Origin of the sequence: Symbioplanes lichenis, from assembly GCF_030709675.1 — a bacterium.
Taxonomy (GTDB): Bacteria; Actinomycetota; Actinomycetes; order Mycobacteriales; family Micromonosporaceae; genus Actinoplanes; species Actinoplanes lichenis.
On the sequence record NZ_JAUZQD010000006.1, the window covers coordinates 118,120 to 136,180 of the forward strand.

General features: G+C 70.9%; 11 protein-coding genes. 8 read left to right on the forward strand and 3 right to left on the reverse strand.

Going from position 1 to position 18,061, the window contains the following annotated elements; genetic code table 11:
• Positions 1 to 166: 166 nt before the first annotated feature.
• Positions 167 to 1,822, forward strand: coding sequence for a serine/threonine-protein kinase (locus RAN62_RS15855; RefSeq protein WP_305785410.1), 1,656 nt, complete (start codon positions 167 to 169; stop codon positions 1,820 to 1,822).
• Between the two features lie 878 nt (positions 1,823 to 2,700).
• Here the strand turns inward: RAN62_RS15855 and RAN62_RS15860 are convergent.
• Entirely contained in the window at positions 2,701 to 3,243 is a 543-nt protein-coding gene (locus RAN62_RS15860) for a GNAT family N-acetyltransferase (RefSeq protein ID WP_305785411.1), read from the reverse strand.
• Between the two features lie 331 nt (positions 3,244 to 3,574).
• Between RAN62_RS15860 and RAN62_RS15865 the strand changes: the two genes are divergently transcribed.
• The 5 genes from RAN62_RS15865 to RAN62_RS15885 all read left to right on the forward strand — a co-directional run bounded on the left by RAN62_RS15865 (position 3,575) and on the right by RAN62_RS15885 (position 10,152).
• Entirely contained in the window at positions 3,575 to 4,588 is a 1,014-nt protein-coding gene (locus tag RAN62_RS15865) for a LacI family DNA-binding transcriptional regulator (RefSeq protein WP_305785412.1), read from the forward strand.
• A 462-nt stretch (positions 4,589 to 5,050) separates the two neighbouring features.
• Entirely contained in the window at positions 5,051 to 7,126 is a 2,076-nt protein-coding gene (locus RAN62_RS15870; protein WP_305785413.1) for a glycoside hydrolase family 36 protein, read from the forward strand.
• 2 nt (positions 7,127 to 7,128) lie between these two features.
• The gene (locus tag RAN62_RS15875; RefSeq protein WP_305785414.1) at positions 7,129 to 8,436 is read left to right on the forward strand and encodes an ABC transporter substrate-binding protein; all 1,308 of its coding nucleotides are present in this window, start codon (positions 7,129 to 7,131) and stop codon (positions 8,434 to 8,436) included.
• A gap of 1 nt (position 8,437) precedes the next feature.
• Complete coding sequence (locus RAN62_RS15880) at positions 8,438 to 9,322, forward strand: carbohydrate ABC transporter permease (RefSeq protein WP_305785415.1); 885 nt, start codon at positions 8,438 to 8,440, stop codon at positions 9,320 to 9,322.
• Entirely contained in the window at positions 9,319 to 10,152 is an 834-nt protein-coding gene (locus tag RAN62_RS15885; protein ID WP_305785416.1) for a carbohydrate ABC transporter permease, read from the forward strand. Before RAN62_RS15880 ends, RAN62_RS15885 begins: the two co-directional genes overlap by 4 nt.
• Positions 10,153 to 10,511: 359 nt before the next feature.
• On the opposite strand, the gene RAN62_RS15890 is transcribed toward RAN62_RS15885, so the two are convergent.
• Entirely contained in the window at positions 10,512 to 10,943 is a 432-nt protein-coding gene (locus RAN62_RS15890; RefSeq protein ID WP_305785417.1) for a winged helix-turn-helix transcriptional regulator, read from the reverse strand.
• Positions 10,944 to 11,212: 269 nt separating this feature from the next.
• Between RAN62_RS15890 and RAN62_RS15895 the strand changes: the two genes are divergently transcribed.
• Together RAN62_RS15895 and RAN62_RS15900 are read left to right on the forward strand one after the other, a co-directional pair.
• Complete coding sequence (locus RAN62_RS15895; RefSeq protein ID WP_305785418.1) at positions 11,213 to 12,043, forward strand: alpha/beta fold hydrolase; 831 nt, start codon at positions 11,213 to 11,215, stop codon at positions 12,041 to 12,043.
• A 135-nt stretch (positions 12,044 to 12,178) separates the two neighbouring features.
• On the forward strand, positions 12,179 to 17,560 hold the full coding sequence (locus tag RAN62_RS15900; RefSeq protein WP_305785419.1) for an ATP-binding protein: 5,382 nt from the start codon (positions 12,179 to 12,181) through the stop codon (positions 17,558 to 17,560).
• 53 nt (positions 17,561 to 17,613) lie between these two features.
• Here RAN62_RS15900 and RAN62_RS15905 read toward each other — a convergent pair whose 3' ends face one another.
• Positions 17,614 to 18,057 (reverse strand): hypothetical protein, encoded by a 444-nt coding sequence (locus RAN62_RS15905; protein ID WP_305785420.1) that lies wholly within the window; start codon positions 18,055 to 18,057, stop codon positions 17,614 to 17,616.
• Between the last annotated feature and the right edge of the window lie 4 nt (positions 18,058 to 18,061).

Consider the following 18,061-nt stretch of genomic DNA (forward strand, 5'->3'; position numbering starts at 1 on the left):
ATGTTGCATGTGGATCACGTGGCTTAAGCGACACTTTTTCGCGATGGCCTCCCCTTCCGTGGGCCGGTAGGATCAGCTCACCCGGTGGCGCCGAGTATCTGTCGACTCCTCGTGACACGCTGCGTGACGACTCTGGGTAACGGGGAGGAACAGCAAAATCGGGGAGGTGCCCGTGGTGCGGATGCTCGCGGGACGCTACAGGGTCGAAGAGGCCGTGGGACGCGGGGGCAGCGCGGTCGTGCACCGCGGCTGGGACCGCACGCTCAAGCGACGGGTGGCCGTCAAGGTCTTCTCGTCCTACCGGGCCGACGGTGACGAGCCGTCGGCCGAGGTGCTGCGCGAGGCACGGACGGCGGCGGGGCTCAACCACCCCAACGTCGCCCGGGTCTACGACTACGGCGAGGCGACCGAGGGCAGCCACCGCGTGCCCTATCTCGTCATGGAGTTCATCGACGGCGACACGCTGGCCGACCGGATCGCCCGCGAGGGCGCCCTCCCGTGGCCCGAGGCCGCCATGATCTGCGCCGCCACCGCCGCCGCGCTGGCCACTGCCCACGAGCGCGACCTCGTGCACCGCGACATCAAGCCCCGCAACGTGATGCTGCCCTCCGGCGGCGGCGTCAAGGTCGTCGACTTCGGCATCGCCGCCGCCGCGGGTCAGAACAGCGTCGACACCCAGGGCAACCTCTGGGGCACCCCGGTCAGCCTCGCGCCCGAGCAGCTGCGCGGCGAGCCGACCTATCCCGCCGCCGACATCTATGCGCTGGGCCTGGTCCTCTTCGAGTGCCTGGTCGGCCGCGCCGCCTGGCAGGGCTCCAGCGTGGGCGAGATCCTGGCCCAGCGCCACAACAACCCGGCGCCCCGCCTCCCCCGCATCTCCGGCCTGCCCCGCGAGATCGTCAAGCTCTACGAGGCGTGCACCGCCGACAAGCCCGAGCAGCGCCCGACCGCCGCCGAGGCCCGCGCCGTCCTGCGCCGCGCCGCCGGCCTCGTGCCGACCCTGCGCCCGCAGATCTCCCTGCTGCCCGCCGTCCCCCGCGCCGCGGGCACGCTGGTCACCGCGGCGCCCGCCGCCACCACGGTCGCGGCGCCCGAGACCCCGGCCGCCCCGTCGCGCCCGGCCGGCCTGCTGCCCAAGTACGTCCTTTCCCGCTCGCGCCCGCCGGGCTCGCGCCCCCAGCAGCAGCGCTCCCGCCGCCGCGCCGCCGCCGTCGCCTCCATGGCCGTGGCCACCGCGGTCGTCAGCGTCCTCGGCCTCCAGCTGGCCAACGGCACCGCCAACCCGGGCGGCCGCACAGCCGAAGCCGCCGTCGACGGCGCCGCGATCGCCCCCACCCCCCAGCCGATCGACACCCCACCCCTCGGCTCCGCCTCACCCCGCGCCACCACCCCCACCCCGACCGCCACCACGACCGCCCCGGTCTACGCGGTCCCGGTCGACCGCACCACGCGCGACCACGACTCGGACAACGACGACGACTACGACCCCACCAAGCCGCCGAAGTCCTCCAAGCCCACCACCAAGCCCACCGACGACCCCACCGACCCGTCGGAAAGCACACCCCCCACCTCCCCGGACCCGTCCACCCCCACGGACGACGACCCGACGGACGACCCCACCACCGACCCGACGGACCCGGACGAGCCCCACGACCCGGAAAGCACCCCCACCCCCGACGACCCCACCGACGACCCCACCACCGACCCCGAAACCACCCCCACCGGCGACCACACCACCCCACCCACCGGCGACGGCGGCGTCAGCGGCAACAGCACCGGCAGCAGCACCGGCACCGGCACTGGCACTTCGACCGAGTCGTAGCCCCCGCCCACGCCCGGCGACAGTGGCGCCGTGGCCGGCAGCGCTGGGCTGGGTTGGGCCGCGCTGGGCAGGGCTGGGCTGACCCAACGCGCGGCGCCCGCGTGTGGTGGCGTGCGGGTATTGCAGCGCCCATGAGGTGGCACCCGCGTCCAGTGGGCGCGCCAGTGTGGCAACGCCCGCACGCGGTCGCGCCCCGCACGCGGTGATGCGCGAACGTGGTGGCACCCCGCACGTAGCGGCGCGCGAACGTGGTGGCACCCCGCACGTAGCAGCGCGCGAACGTGGTGACGCCCCGCACGTAGCGGCGCGCGAACGTGGTGGCGCCCCGCACGTGGCGGTGCGGGCGTGTGGTGGTGCTCATTTGTCGCGGTGCCCGCATGGTGCACAGCGGCCTGACGTGACAGCGCCCGCACAGTGCACCGTGTGGGAGACGCCCGCGCCGGACCAATACCGCATGGGCACACCATCAAGGGCGCCTACGCCGCGCCACCACACGGTTGGTAGCAACCATCAGATTCGAGAGCGTTCCTAGAGGCGGTCGCCTCACGAGGCGAAGTCCCCCCGAATCAGAGAGCCCCTCCGACCCCAGCCATCCCGTCCGCCGTCGACCCACCCGAAGGGGTGCAGGCCGGCGCCGGGGCCGCCACTGACCGCAAAGCGCAACCAATCGGCCCAAGCCTGGCGGCCCCGGCGCCGGTCTGCAAGGCTCCCCTGGGTCGACGGTGGCCGGGATGACTGGGGTAAACCCCATCCCCGAAGCCAGAGCCCCCCGCCGGAGGCAAACTCCCCCGACCAAAGCCTTCGCCAGAGTCACGCTCAGCCGACCAAAGCCCCCGCCAGAAACACACTCTGCCGACGCAGCGCCGACGGACTTCGACTCAGCCCCGACCGGCTCGCCACTCGGCCGCCAGCAACCCGTACCGAACAGCATCAAGAAACCGGCCATTCACCCAGGCCGCCTCCCGCCGCACCCCCTCCTCGGCGAACCCGGCCGCCCGAGCCGTCCCCCGCATCGCGTCATTGTCCGCAAGCGTCTCGATCTCGATCCGATGCAGCCCGCGCACATCGAACCCGTACCAGCACAGCACCGCCACGACATCCGCCCCGAACCCCCGCCCCCGCGCACCCGGCCGCAGACTGATGCCCAGACCGGCGTTCCGGCTGAGCAGATCAATGCGATGCAGCCCGCACTGGCCGAGAAGCTCCCCACTCCCCAGCTCCACCACGGAAAACCGCGCCCGGCTCACATCATCTTCCGGCGCCAGCCCGCACGGATCGGCATCACTCCCCGCCGTCATCGGCATCCACGCCCGGCTCGTCCCGCGCGCGAACGTCAGCACGTCACCGTGCAGCTCCTCGTGCAGCACCGGCACGTCCGCCGCTTCCCGGGCCCGCAGCCCCACTTTCTCACCACGCAGCATGCGCCGCTTTCTATCGCCCGCGCACCCCGCCCAGCAATCGAATTCCCCCGAGCTCCGCCCACCGGATCCCCCGCACCGCCCGCCGGATCCTCCCTGGCCGCCACCGAAAAGGCACCCAGACGAAGGCGCGCAAACCAAGGCGTGCAAACCAAGGCGTGCAAACCAAAGCGTGCAAACCAAAGCGCGCAAGCCAAAACGCGCAAGCCAAAACGCCCAGACCAAGGCCGAAGAGCTGAAGCGAGCGGCCGGCGCCAGGAGACCGCATACACCGCGGATTCCTTTACCGGCAGCCGTCGCCGGGCGCCCGCCGACGCTGAGTACCCTGATCAGCGTGAACAGCCGGCCGGTGAAACGTGCGCCCGTCCTGGCCGACGTGGCCCGGGCGGCGGGCGTCTCCGTGCCCACCGTCTCTCGGGTGCTCAGCGGGTCGACGCCGGTCAGCGCGGACAAGGTGCGCCTGGTCATGCAGGCCATCCAGGACCTGGGCTATCACCCCAACGCCGCCGCGCGGGCGCTGGTCACCGGGCAGCGGTCGATCATCAGTGTGCTGACGGGCGACACGACCCGCTACGGGTACGCGACCACGATCCAAGGTATCGAGGAAGCCGCCCGGGCCGCCGGGCTCGTCGTGGCGATCACTGTCATCGACCGGCCGGACGAGCAGTCCGTACGGGCGGCGGTGGATCTTGCTCTGACGCAGCCGCTCGCGGGGGCCATCGTCCTGGAGTTCGACATTCAGGGCAGCCGGGCCCTGGCCGCCTTGCCGGACACCCTCGCCCTCGCGGCGGTCTCGTCGTCGAGCAGTGCCCGCAACGTGCCCCGGGCGCTCTTCGACGATCACGCGGGCGGGCGCAAAGCGACGGACTACCTGCTGTCGCTGGGCCACCGCACTGTCCACCACGTCGCCGTGCCGGGCTCGGGGCGCCCGAGCGGCCGCATGCTCGGCTGGCGCGAAGCCCTCCGCGACGCCGGCGCCAAGGTGCCCAAGCCGCTCGAGACCGACTGGTCCGCCCGTTCCGGCTACGAGGCCGGCGTCAAGCTCGCCCAGCGCGCCGAGGTGACGGCGGTGCTGTGCGGCAACGACGAGGTGGCCTTCGGCGTGATCAAGGGCTTGCAGTCCCAGGGCCGCCGGGTGCCCGAGGACGTCAGCGTCGTCGGCTTCGACGATCATCCGCTCGCCCAGCTGTGGACGCCCGCCCTGACCACGATGGGCCAGGACTTCGCCGCCCTCGGCCGCACGGCGGTCGGCTTCCTGTTGGGCCGCCTCACCGGCGAACCCTACGAAGCCCCGCGAGCCGACCTCCACCTCGTGGTCCGGGAGAGCACCGCCGCCCCGCACGCCTGAAACCCGCGCGCAAGAGGCCGGACCGACGCGCCAGACCCAACCGCGATCTGGGCCCTGGCGACAGCGCGCCGCGCGCCATGGGAGTGCGCCGCGCGCCATGAGGAGGGGCGCTATTCAGCGCGCCCAGCCCAGTCGGCGATGGTGCGCGGCGACGGCGGCGCGGCGATAACGGCGGCGCGAGGGCGGTGGCGACGCGGTGACGGCCGCGCGGTGACGGCCGCGCGGTGACGGCCGCGCGGTGACGGCGGCGGCGTTGCGGGGCGAGACGAGGAATCACGCGACCCACGTCACGGCTTGCGAGACCGAAGCCACACCACCGGCGCGACGCAGTCACACCACGCCACCCCGAGCCCGTGATGAAAACGTTATCACGCGACTTCGCGAAAAACTCTTGTAACAAACCCTGATAAACGTTTTCATGGCCCCAAGCCCCGCTGAGCTGGGATCGAGCGAAGGGAAGCCATGACAGGCACGTTAATCGAGTGGGCCGCGGGAGAGATCCGGCTCACCGTGGACATCCCGGCCGACGCCCCCGCGCGCCTCGCCGGTCTGAGCACCACCACCGGCGACCACCAGGTCACCGATCGGCTGCAGCCGCTGGTCGAGCTGCTCGTCCTGGGCGAGGGCCACTCGCTCACCAACACCCGCTTCTCCAACACGCTGGCCGGCAACCGGTTGCGCTACGCCGACCACACGGCCACGGACACCGAGCTGCGCATCCGGCAGAGCGACCCGGTCACCGGCCTCGAAGTGACCACCGTCTTCCAGGCCGAGCCCGGCGTCCCGGCCACCAGGACGTGGACGGAGGTCGTCAACCGCGGCGCCGTCCCGAAGGTGATCCAGATGGTGTCGTCGTTCGCGGCCTCCCCGCCGGGCGACCGCGACGTCAACCTCATGCGGGCCCGCTCCGACTGGTGCGCCGAGGGCCGCTGGGCCACCATCCCGCTGCGCGGCCCCGACGGGCTGGCGGACATCAACAGTGACCTGCACTTCCACGACGGCCGCGGGCAGCACGTGACCAGTGCGCGCAGCACGTGGTCGTCGGCCGAGTTCGTACCCGTCGGGATTCTGCACGACACGGCCACCGACGTCGCCTGGGCGTGGCAGATCGAGCACAACGGCGGCTGGCGCTGGGAGGTCGACGGGCGGCGTGACCACGACAACGCGTACGGGCTGATCGTCACCGGCCCGAACGACAGCGACCACCAGTGGGCCGTCAAGCTGGCCGGGAACGAGCAGTTCGTGTCCGTACCCGTCTCAGTTGCCGTGTCGGACGACGGCTGGCAGGGCGCGCTGGCCGGCCTGACCCGGCAGCGGCGCGCGTCGCGGCGGCCGCACCCGGCGGACGACGGCCTGCCGTTGATCTTCAACGACTACATGAACACGCTGATGGGCGAGCCGACCACCGAGCTGCTGCTGCCGCTGATCGACGCGGCCGCCGCGGCGGGGGCGGAGTACTTCTGCATCGACGCCGGCTGGTACAGCGACGAGTACTGGTGGGACAGCGTCGGCGAGTGGGAACCGGCCACGGGGCGGTTCCCGGACGGCGGGCTCAAGGCGGTGCTCGACTACATCCGTGGCCAGGGCCTGCGACCCGGGCTGTGGCTGGAGCCTGAGGTCGTCGGCGTCCGCAGCCCGATCGCGGACAAGCTGCCGGTCGAGGCGTTCATGAGCCGGCACGGCGAGCGGGTGGTCGAGCACTCGCGCTACCTGCTCGACCTGCGGCACCCGGCCGCCCGCGCACACCTCGACGAGGTCGTGGACCGACTGATCAACGACTACGGTGCGCGATATTTCAAGCTGGACTACAACGTGACGCCCGGGCCGGGCACCGACCGGGACGCGTTGCAGCCGGGCACCGGCCTCCTCGAGCACAACCGAGCCCACCTGGCGTGGCTCGACGGCGTTCTCGACCGCCACCCCGAGGTGATCTTCGAGAACTGCTCCTCCGGCGCCATGCGCTCCGACTACGCTCTGTTGTCGCGGCTCGATCTGCAGTCCACCTCGGACCAGCAGGACTTCCGCCTGTACGCGGCCATCGCGGCCGCCGCGCCCGCGACGATGCTGCCGGAGCAGGCCGGCAACTGGGCGTACCCGGAGGCCGGGCAGACCGACGAGGAGATCGCCTTCACCATGGTGAACGGCCTGGCCGGGCGGCTCTATCTGTCGGGCTACCTCAACCGGATGGGCGAGCGGGAGCTGGCCCTGATCCGCGAGGCCGTCGAGGCCCACAAGCGCATCCGGGCCGACGTCAAGCGGGCCGAGCCGTTCTGGCCGGTGGGGCTGCCGGCGTGGGACGACGACCTGATCGTTCTCGGACTGCGGGCCCCCGATGCCACGTACTTGGCGGTGTGGTGGCGGGGTGCGGAAAGCACCCAGGTCTCGCTCGACGTCGCCGGAGACGCGCAGGTCGTGTATCCCGCTCACCTCACCGACTGGCAGCCCCGGACGACCGGCGGACACCTCGAACTCACGACCACCCCCGGACCGGCCGCGCGCCTGTTCCGCCTCGACCCCACCCCCCGACAGGAGAGCTGATCATGAACAAGCTCCGCACAGCGATAGCGGTCGGCGCGGTCGCCGCCCTGCTCACCGGCTGCTCCGCCAACAACCCCGGCAGCGACACCGGCAGCGGCGGCGTCACCTGGAACGACCCGACGGCCAAGCTCGACGACGTCACGCTCACCTTCTGGACGGCCACGCAGACGGCCACGATGGCCGACGGTGTCATCAAGGCGTTCGAGGCGCAGACCGGGGCGAAGATCAACAAGGTCATCATTCCCGACGTGTACGAGACCAACGCGCCCACCAAGCTCGCCACCGGCGCCAAGCCCGACCTCGCGACGTGGCAGCCGACCGGGAGCATGCTGGCGCTGCTCAAGCCGGCCACCGGGCTGCAGCAGCTCGACGGCGCCCCTTGGCTCGCGCAGCAGACCCCGGCGATCCAGCAGCTCGGCAAGGTCGACGGCCACAACTACGCGGCGTTCGTCAACGTGCCGTCGACGCTGGGCATCTTCTACAACAAGGACGTCTTCGCCAAGGCCGGCATCACTGACCCGCCGAAGAACTTCCAGGAGCTGCTGACCGACGCCGGCAAGATCAAAGCGTCGGGTACGGCCCCCTTCTTCGGCGCCGCCGGCGACCAGTGGCCGACACAGTGGTGGCCGCAGGTGCTGCTGGCCGAGCAGTCCAAGGACGGCATGTGGGACAAGGTCAACTCCAACGAACTCAAGTTCACCGACCCGCCGATCATCGACGCCATCAAGCAGTTCAAGCAGATGAACGACGACGGGCTGTTCAACGCGGACAACAAGACGTCGAAGTACACCGAGTCCGGCCCGGCGCTGCTCGACGGCAAGGCCGGCATGGTGCTTCAGCTGACCTCGTTCACGTCGCTGCTGCAGTCGACGGCGGACACGGCGACGATCGACAAGAAGATCGGCTGGTTCCCGATCAGCCAGGACGGCAACGTCGCCACGTCGGTGCCCGGTGGTGACAACGCGCTGGTCGCCATGAAGACCGGCGACGCCAAGCGGGAGGCGGCAGCCCGGCAGTTCCTGAGCTTCTGGCTCCAGACGGACTACAAGGACTACCTGACCGCCGCGAAGGGCGTCTCGATCGAGCCGTCGGTGCCGACCCCGGACGGCGTACCCCAGGTGGCGAAGGACGCGTCCGCCGCGCTGGACACCGCCGCGGGCTCGATGCAGCAGAACGCCGCCGTCAACCCCGACTTCTATGTCAACCTGGCGAACATGGTCAACGGCACGATGACCCCCGAGCAGGTCGCCCAGACCACGCAGGCCCAGTTCGCGCAGCTCGCCCAGGCCCTCGGCATCCAGGGCTTCTGAGGTGACAGCGCCATCCGTACGACGGGGCCCCCTCCTGGGAGGGGGCCTCTACCCCACCTGGTTCCTCGCGCCCGCGTTCGCCATCCTGATGGTGTTCTTCTTCCTGCCGACGCTGTTCAACTTCATCTACGCCTTCACGAACTGGTCGGCCTTCCACGACGACATCGCCGGCGTCGGCTTCGCCAACTTCGAGTCCGTGCTCAGCAACGGCTCGCTGGTGTCGTCGCTCAGGATCACCATCGTGTACGCCGTCCTGGTCGCGATCCTGCAGAACGGCATGGGCCTCGGGCTCGCGCTCCTCCTCGAACGCGACACGCGGCTCAACCGTTTCGCGCGGGTCGTGTTCTTCGTCCCGGTACTCATGTCGGCGCTCGCGGTCGGCTACATCTTCCAGGCGCTCCTCAAGCCCGACGGCGCGCTCAACGGCCTGCTGCACGTCTCGGTCCCCTGGCTCGGCAGCACCACCTGGACCGTCGTCACGGTCGCCTTCGTCAACTCGTGGAAGTGGATGGGGCTGGCAATGGTGATCTTCCTGGCCGGCCTCAAGACCATCCCCGAGGACGTCCTCGAAGCCGCCCGCCTCGACGGCGCGGGCGTCTGGAAGACCTTCACCCAGGTACGGTTCCCGCTGCTCGCGCCGGCCGTCACGTTCAACGTGGCGACCGCGCTGCTCGGCTCGTTCAACGGCTTCGACACGATCCTCGCCACCACCGGCGGCGGCCCGGCCCAGACGACCGAGGTGCTCAACATCTACATCTTCAAGGTGTACGGCAACGGCCTCTTCGCCCAGGCGACCACGATGAGCCTCGTCCTCTTCCTGATCGTCACGATCCTGGCCTTCCCCGTCATCGGGTATCTGCGCAAGAGGGAGCGGGTGCTGTCGTGAAAGGCTCGGTGCTCTGGACGCGCGTGCTGCACCCCGTGATCGTGGTCGTCCTGCTGGTGACCGCGATCGGGATCCCGCTGTGGCTCGCGCTGATCACGTCCTTCAAGTCCCAGGGCGAGGCGAACATCCCCGACCTGACCCTGCCGTCCTCGTGGCACGTCTGGGACAACTACCGTCAGGCGTTCACGCAGGGCGACATGCTGTGGGCCCTCTTCGGGAGCCTGCTCGTCATGATCCCGGCCGTGCTGGGCGTGCTGATCTTCGGCTCCCTCGCGTCCTGGGTGCTCGCCCGGCGTACGGGGAAAATGGTCTCGATCCTCTACTCGGCGGCCATCAGCGGCATCATCCTGCCGCCGGCCGTCGTGACGATCGTGCTCCTGCTCAGACAGCTCGGCCTGGCCAGCACGCCCTTCGGGATGATGTGCGTCTACATGGGCATGTACATGTCGCTGGTCGTCTTCTTCATCACCGGCTTCATCCGGACCATTCCGCTGGAGCTCGAAGAGGCGGCCCGCATGGACGGCGCCAAGCCGCTGGGCATCTTCCTCAAGGTGATCCTGCCGCTGCTGCGCCCCGTCATCGCCACGGCGACGATCCTCATCTGCCTCTACATCTGGAACGACGTCTTCTACTCGTTCTTCGTGCTGGGCGGCGGATCGGTCACGACGCTGCCGCTGAACCTCTACTCGGTGGCGAGCAGCAACCTCTACCAGAACAACTGGAACCTGGTGTTCGCGTACGTGATCCTGATGAGCCTCCCCCTCATCGTCATCTTCGCCTTCGCCCAGCGCCGCATCATCTCCGGCATCACCGGCGGCGCCGTCAAGTAACCCCGGCGCCCGGGTGGCGCGCCGTTCCGACGGCGCGTCCCCGCCGCCGGGAACCGCCGGCCCGTCGCCGGAGTCGAGCAGCCAGAAGTCATCCACGGTCAACGCTTCCGGCCCCGGCGCCGGATCCACCAGGAGTTCCACGGTCACCAGGGACTGTCCCTTCGCGCGGACCGAGGTCGTCGCGGTCACCGTCTGCGGCGTGACCCGGAAGTCGCCGGGGCCAGTCCGATCAGCAGCACGAAGACTCCGACGTCGACCACCAGGATGGCGAGCGGCCTGCCGGTCAACGTCCCGCGACCCTCGCCGTCCACGCCGCCCCCCAAGATCGATCCAACGACAGGCCCTCGGGCACGACCGCGTCAGGCGACGCGGGTGTCGTACTTGTCGCGGTTGGCGAGGACCTCGTCCATGTTGTTCTGGGCCCAGCTCTTGATGCCGCCCATCATCTCGCGCAGGGAGAGGCCCAGCTCGGTCAGCTCATACGTGACCGTCACCGGCACGGTGGGCTCGACGGTGCGGGTGACCAGGCCGTCGCGTTCGAGGTTGCGGAGGGTCTGGGTGAGCATCTTCTGGCTGACGCCGGCCAGCAGGCGGGACAGCTCGGAGTAGCGCAGCGGGCCGGGCTCGCCGGGGCCGGTGTCCGGGCGCCAGCCGCCGAGGGCGGTCACGATCAGGGTGACCCACTTGTCGGCGATGCGGTCGAGGAGCTTGCGGCTCGGGCACTGGGCGAGGAAGGCGTCGTACTCCGCCTTGGCCTGGGCGCGCTTCTGCGCCGCCGTCGTCGTCGCCATGAGTGCCTCCTGGTGCTTGCCGAGCCCGCGAGTACCTGCTTCCCAAAAGAAAGTTACCGCACCGCCGGCAACGGCCGTCACCTTTGCGTTCATCGATCGCTCATTGCAACGGTACGAAGGGATAAGTTGCTTTACGTTCATAACCATTGCAACAACTTCGGCGCTTCTAGCAGCCAGGACGCCAGGTCAACGCAATATGACTGTTGCCCATCCAGTGAAGGCAACGTAGCGTTTCTGGTGTTGGAAACATGGCATCGAAGGGGGTCGCGATGACTGCTCAGGAGCAGGTGGGACGCATGACGGGGAACAGCGATGTCCCGGCCGCATCGGCGTGGTCCGGCATGGTGGCGGTCGAGGACACGGCGCTGGCCGTCACCGACAGCGGTGGGGCCGGCGTGCCGGTGGTCTACCTCAACGGGCAGTTCGCCACCCAGGGGTACTGGCGCCGGGTCGTCGCCGAGTTGGGCCCCGGGTGGCGGCACATCACCTACGACGAGCGGGCGCGCGGCCGGTCGCGCCGCTCGGCGGACTACTCCTTCGAGGCCGCCGTGCGGGACGTCGACGCCGTCCTGGCGGCGCGCGGGGTGGACCGGGCCCTGGTGGTGGGCTGGTCCTACGGAGCGGTGGTCGCCGCGCACTGGGCCCGGCGCAACCCGGACCGGACGATCGGCGCGGTCATGGTCGACGGCGCCTTCCCGCACGACTGGCTCGACGAGGCCATGGAGCGACGGATCCGGAAGCTGTTCCGGCGGATGGGCTGGTTCCTGCCCTTGATGCGCCCGACGGGTCTGACCCCGCGGATGACCGCCGCCCAGCAGGCCGACAGCAACATCGAGCTCGGCCGGCTGTCCCGCGAACGCGAGCTCGGACCCGTGCTCGACGCCATCACCGTCCCCACCCGGTACGTGGTCGCCTCGGGCTCTTCTCTCGGCAGTCGCGGTGACGAGCAGGAACGGATCCGGGCCGGCCTCGACGCGGTCACCGTTCGCAATCCGAACATCCGCGTCCACGCGAAGGTCGCCAGCAACCACGGTGCTCTGCTCAAGAAGGACTTCCCGGTCATCGCCGGCGCCGTCCGCGACGTTGCCGCCCACGATTGACCCGAGCCACCAACGTCTTTGTAGGTTTCCTACAAAGCTGCCCCGATGGCCCGCGCTGCGGACGACATGGCGCGGGCGCCCGGGAGGAGGAAAGGTGGAGTCAGCAGCGTTCCATCCTCAGAAGGGCCAGCTCTGGTGTTCAGCCGTGTCGCCATCGTCAACCGCGGTGAGGCCGCCGTCCGGCTCATCCACGCCGTGCGGGATCTCGCCGCGGAGACCGGACAGCCGATCGAGACCGTCGCCCTCTACACCGACGTCGACCGGACGGCCACCTTCGTCCGCGAGGCCGACCGCGCGATCGATCTCGGCCCGGCGTCCGCCCGGCCCTACCTGGACCTGAAGGTCCTGGAGCACGCGCTCGTGGAGTCCGGCGCCGACGCCGCGTGGGTGGGCTGGGGCTTCGTCGCCGAGGACCCGGCGTTCGCGGAGCTGTGCGAGAAGATCGGCATCACGTTCGTCGGGCCCAGCGCCGACGCGATGCGCAAGCTCGGCGACAAGATCGGCGCGAAGCTGATCGCCGAGGAGGTCGGGGTGCCCGTCGCGCCGTGGAGCCGGGGCGCGGTCGAGAGCCTGGAGGCGGCGACCGAGGCGGCGGCCGGGATCGGCTACCCGCTGATGCTCAAGGCCACGGCCGGCGGCGGCGGGCGCGGCATCCGGGTCATCCGCAGCGCGGACGAGCTGGCCGACGCGTACGAGCGGACCTCGCAGGAGGCGGCGCGCGCGTTCGGCAGCGGCATCGTCTTCCTGGAGCGCCTGGTCACCGGGGCCCGGCATGTCGAGGTGCAGGTCATCGCCGACGGTCAGGGCACGGCGTGGGCGCTGGGCGTGCGCGACTGTTCCGTGCAGCGGCGGAACCAGAAGGTCATCGAGGAGTCCGCGTCGCCGGTGCTCCCGCCGGCGCGGGTCACCGAGCTCAAGGAGTCGGCCGAGCGGCTGGCCGTGCGCGTGGGCTACCGGGGCGCGGCGACGGTCGAGTTCCTCTACCACCCCGGCGACGACCTGCTGGCGTTCCTCGAGGTCAACACCCGGCTGCAGGTCGAGCACCCGATCACCGAGTCGACGACCGGCTTCGACCTGGTCAAGGCGCAGCTGCACGTGGCGTCGGGCAACCGGCTGGAGGGCACGCCGCCGGCCGAGCGCGGGCACGCCGTCGAGGCGCGGCTCAACGCCGAGGACCCGGACCGCGACTTCGCCCCCTCCCCCGGCCGCATCGTGCGCCTCGACCTGCCCGCCGGCCCCGGCATCCGGGTCGACACCGGCGTGAGCGAGGGCGACACGATCCCGGCCGACTTCGACTCGATGATTGCCAAGATCATCGCGTACGGGTCGGACCGCGAGGAGGCGCTCGCCCGCCTGCGCCGCGCCATGGCCGAGACCACGGTCGTCATCGAGGGCGGCGCCACCAACAAGAGCTTCGTGCTCGACCTGCTCGACCAGCCGGAAGTCATCGACGGCAGCGCGGACACGGGCTGGATCGACCGGGTCCGCGCCGAGGGCCGCCTGGTCAGTCACCGCCACTCGGCCGTCGCGCTGGCCGCCGCGGCCATCGAGGCGTACGAGGAAGAGGAGCGCGCCGAACGGCAGCGCCTGCTCTCCACCGCTTTCGGCGGACGCCCGCAGGTCCAGCACCGCAGCGGTACGCCGCTCGATCTCAAGCTGCGCGGCGCGAGCTACCGCATCCGCGTCGCCCGGGTCGGCGCCCACCGCTTCCGCGTCGGCATCGAGGCGGGCGGCGACGTGCGCACGGCCGACGTCGAGCTCGACCGCTACGACACCCACGCCGGCCAGATCACCGTCAACGGGCGCCGCCACCGGCTGCTCACCGGCACGCACGGCCCGATCCACCTGGTCGAGGTCGACGGCGTCACGCACCGGGTCAGCCGGGACGAGGGCGGCGTGCTGCGCTCCCCGATGCCCGCGCTGGTCGTGGCGACGCCGCTGGCCGTGGGGGCCGAGGTCGAGGCGGGGGCCCCGGTCCTCGTACTCGAAGCCATGAAGATGGAGAACGTCCTGCGCGCACCCTTCCGCGCCCGGCTCAAGGAGCTGGTCGTCGCGGTGGGCAGCCAGGTCGAGAGCGGCGCCCCGCTGCTGCGGCTGGAGCCGCTCGGCGACGGCGCGGAGGCCGAGCAGGCGGCGGGCGAAGCGGTCGAGCTCGATCTCCCCGCGGACGGGCCGCACTCCCGCGGTCTCGAGGATCTGCGCAACTTGCTGCTCGGCTATGACGTCGACCCGATCGACCAGGGCCGGGTGCTGGCGGGCTTCCTCGCCGCCCGGAGCGGTCAGCGCTCGCTGGAGGGCGAGCTGGAGCTGCTCTCGCTCTTCGCCGACCTGGCCGAGCTGAGCCGCAACCGGCCCGCCGGCGAGGACGCCGCGAGTGACACGCACGTGCACAGCGCCCGCGAGTTCTTCCACACGTACCTGCAGAGTCTCGACGTCGAGCGCGCGGGTCTCCCGGCGTCGTTCCAGGCCAAGCTGACCAAGGCGTTGCGGCACTACGGCGTCAGCGAGCTGGAGCGCTCGCCCGCGCTCGAGTCGGCCGTGTTCCGCATCTTCCTGGCCCAGCAACGCGCGGCCGCCGACGTCCGGATTGTGACGACTGTGCTGCGCACGTGGCTGCAGGAGGCCCCGCCGGAGGACGCGCTGCGCGAGCCGACCGGTCTGGCCCTCGAGCGGCTGATCGGCGCGACCCAGGTCCGCTTCCCGGTGGTCGCCGACCTCGCGCGCGGCGTCGTCTTCGCGTGGTTCGCCCAGCCGTTGCTGCGCCGCGAGCGCGCCCGGGTCTATGCGGACGTGCGCCGCAACCTGCGCCACCTCGACGCCGACCCGCAGGCGGCCGACCGCGACGAGCGCGTCGCCGAGATGGTCCGCAGCACCGAGCCGCTGGTCCGGCTGCTCGGTCAGCGGTTGCTCCGCGCCGACCTGGACAATTCGGTCATGCTCGAGGTGCTCAACCGCCGCTACTACGGCAACAAGAACCTCACCGCGCTGCGCACGACCGACGGGTTCGTCGTCGCCGAGCGCACGGACGGGACCATCGTGTCCGCGGCGGTGCGCTTCGACGCGCTGGGCGGCGCGCTCGACGGGCTGGCCGCCTTCGGCGACGCGGTGGCCGCCGACATCTACGTGGCCTGGGAGAGCCAGTCCGAGGACTTCGACGCCATGGCCGCCGCCCTCCAGGAGGTGCTGCGCGAGCACCCGGCCGAGGCGGGCCGGATCACGTTCACCGTGGCGGGGCGCAACGGCGCTGTGATGCACCACCACTTCACGTTCCGCGACGGCGTCGAGGACCGGCTGATCCGGGGCATCCACCCCTACATCGCGCAGCGCATGCAGCTGGAGCGCTGGCACAAGTTCGACCTCACCCGGCTGCGCGCGGCCGACGAGGAGGTCTACCTCTTCCAGGCCGTCGCGCGGGGCAACCCCTCCGACGACCGGCTCGTCGCCTTCGCCCAGGTCCGCGACCTGACCGAGCTGCGCGAGCAGGACGGCCGCCTGGTGGCGCTGCCCACCGCCGAGGACACGATCGCGACGTGCCTCGACTCGCTCCGCCGCGCGCAGGCTCGGCGGGCCTCCAAGCAGAGGTTCAACACCAACCGCATTGTCCTGTACGTGTGGCCGCCCATCGACATCACGCGGGAGGAAGTGGAGACGCTCGCCGCCCGGGTGCTCCCGACGACGGCGGGCGCCGGTCTCGAGGAGATCCAGTTCATCGCCCGCCGCCGGGACCGCGACACGGGCGCCCTGGTCAAGACGTCGGTGCGGATCGCGCTGGGCGTGACGGGCGGTGCCGAGGTGACGTTCGGCGAGCTGACCGACGAGGCCGTCGAGCCGCTGGACGACTACCGGCTCAAGGTGCTGCGGGCGGCGGCGCGCAACACCGTCTACCCGTACGAGCTGACGGGGTTGCTCGGGTCCTTCCGCGAATTCGACCTCGCCGCGTCGGGGGTCCTGGAGCCCGTCGACCGGCCGAAGGGGCAGAACAAGGCGGCGATCGTCGCCGGCGTGGTCACGACGCCGACGTCGCGCCACCCCGACGGCATCACGCGCGTGGTGCTGCTCGGCGACCCGACCAAGGCGCTGGGCGCGCTGGCCGAGCCCGAGTGCCGCCGGATCATCGCCGCGCTCGACCTGGCCGCAGAGATGCGGGTGCCGCTGGAGTGGTACGCGCTGTCGGCCGGCGCCAAGATCTCCATGGACTCGGGCACCGAGAACATGGACTGGGTGGCCGCGGCGCTCAAGCGCATCGTCACGTTCACCCAGGACGGCGGCGAGATCAACATCGTGGTCGCGGGCATCAACGTGGGCGCCCAGCCCTACTGGAACGCCGAGGCCACGATGCTCATGCACACGCGCGGCGTCCTGATCATGACCCCGGACTCGGCGATGGTGCTGACCGGCAAGCAGTCGCTCGACTTCTCGGGTGGCGTGTCGGCCGAGGACAACTTCGGCATCGGCGGCTACGACCGGGTCATGGGGCCGAACGGGCAGGCACAGTACTGGGCGCCGACCCTGCCGGCGGCGCGCGACATCCTGATGTCCTATTACGATCACTCGTACGTGCTGCCGGGCGAGTCGTCGCCGCGGCGGGCCGTGACGTCGGACCCCGTCTCCCGGGACGTCTCGGACTACCCGCACGCTTTCGGCTCGGACTTCACGACTGTCGGGCAGATCTTCTCCGCCGAGCACAACCCGGACCGCAAGAAGGCGTTCGACATCCGGACGGTCATGCGGGCCGTCAGCGACCAGGACTTCCCCGTGCTCGAGCGCTGGGCGGGCATGGCGGACGCGGAGACGGCAGCCGTGCAGGACGTGCACCTGGGCGGCATCCCGGTCACACTGCTGGGCATCGAGTCGCGATCGGTGCCGCGGCGCGGCTTCCCGCCCACCGACGGGCCGGACACGTACACGGCGGGCACGCTCTTCCCCCGCTCGTCCAAGAAGGCGGCGCGCGCCATCAACGCGGCCTCGGGCAACCGCCCGCTGGTCGTGCTGGCCAACCTGTCCGGCTTCGACGGCTCCCCCGAGTCGATGCGCAAGCTGCAGCTGGAGTACGGCGCCGAGATCGGCCGGGCCATCGTCAACTTCCAGGGCCCGATCGTCTTCTGCGTCATCTCGCGCTACCACGGCGGCGCGTTCGTCGTCTTCTCGAAGGCGCTCAACCCGAACATGACGGTCCTCGCGCTGGAGGGCTCCTTCGCCTCGGTGCTGGGCGGCGCCCCGGCCGCGGCGGTCGTCTTCTCGGGCGAGGTCAAGGCGCGTACGGCGGCCGACCCGCGCATCCGCGACCTGGAGGCCCGCGTGGCCGCGGCCACCGGCACCGACAAGGCCGCGCTGACCGCGGAGCTGGACGAGCTCCGCGGCTCGGTCCGCGCGGAGAAGCTGGGCGAGGTCGCCGCCGAGTTCGACCGCATCCACAACATCCAGCGCGCGGTCGAGGTCGGCTCGGTCGACGCCGTGATCAGCGCGGCCGAGCTCCGCCCGAAGATCATCGAAGCCATCGAGGCGCGTCTGCGCTGACGGCTTCTGCTTCACGGCCCTGTCCCGGTGCTCCGGGGCAGGGCCGCTTTCTGTCAGAAGAGCCGGCCCCGGTAGGGGTGGGTGCGGCCCCACTTCTCCTCCCACCAGAGCAGGTCGGCCTGCCATCTCAGGAGGTCGGGACGGTATGCCCGGACGGATACTCGCTCCGGCTGAGAAACCAGGAAACGCCAGTAGTCCTCGATCGACGCCCGGGCGACATCGGCCGGGAACGCACCCTCGGCGCCGGGCACCCACAGGTTGGTGATCAACAGCTCCGCCGGGCTGAACGACACGGCGTAGTTCTCGCTGCTCCATTCCTCGAACGGCGGCTCGCCGCGGGCGACCTCGTCGGCCATCGCCAATGCGTCCAGGGTGACCAGGAAGAACCGGTCGAGGTCGGCGGTCAGCCACTGGCCCAGCAGGTCGTACCGCTGGTCCTCGACCTGGTACACGGGCAGGCCGTACGTGGGATCGATCCCGAAGCTGACAACACCCACCGCG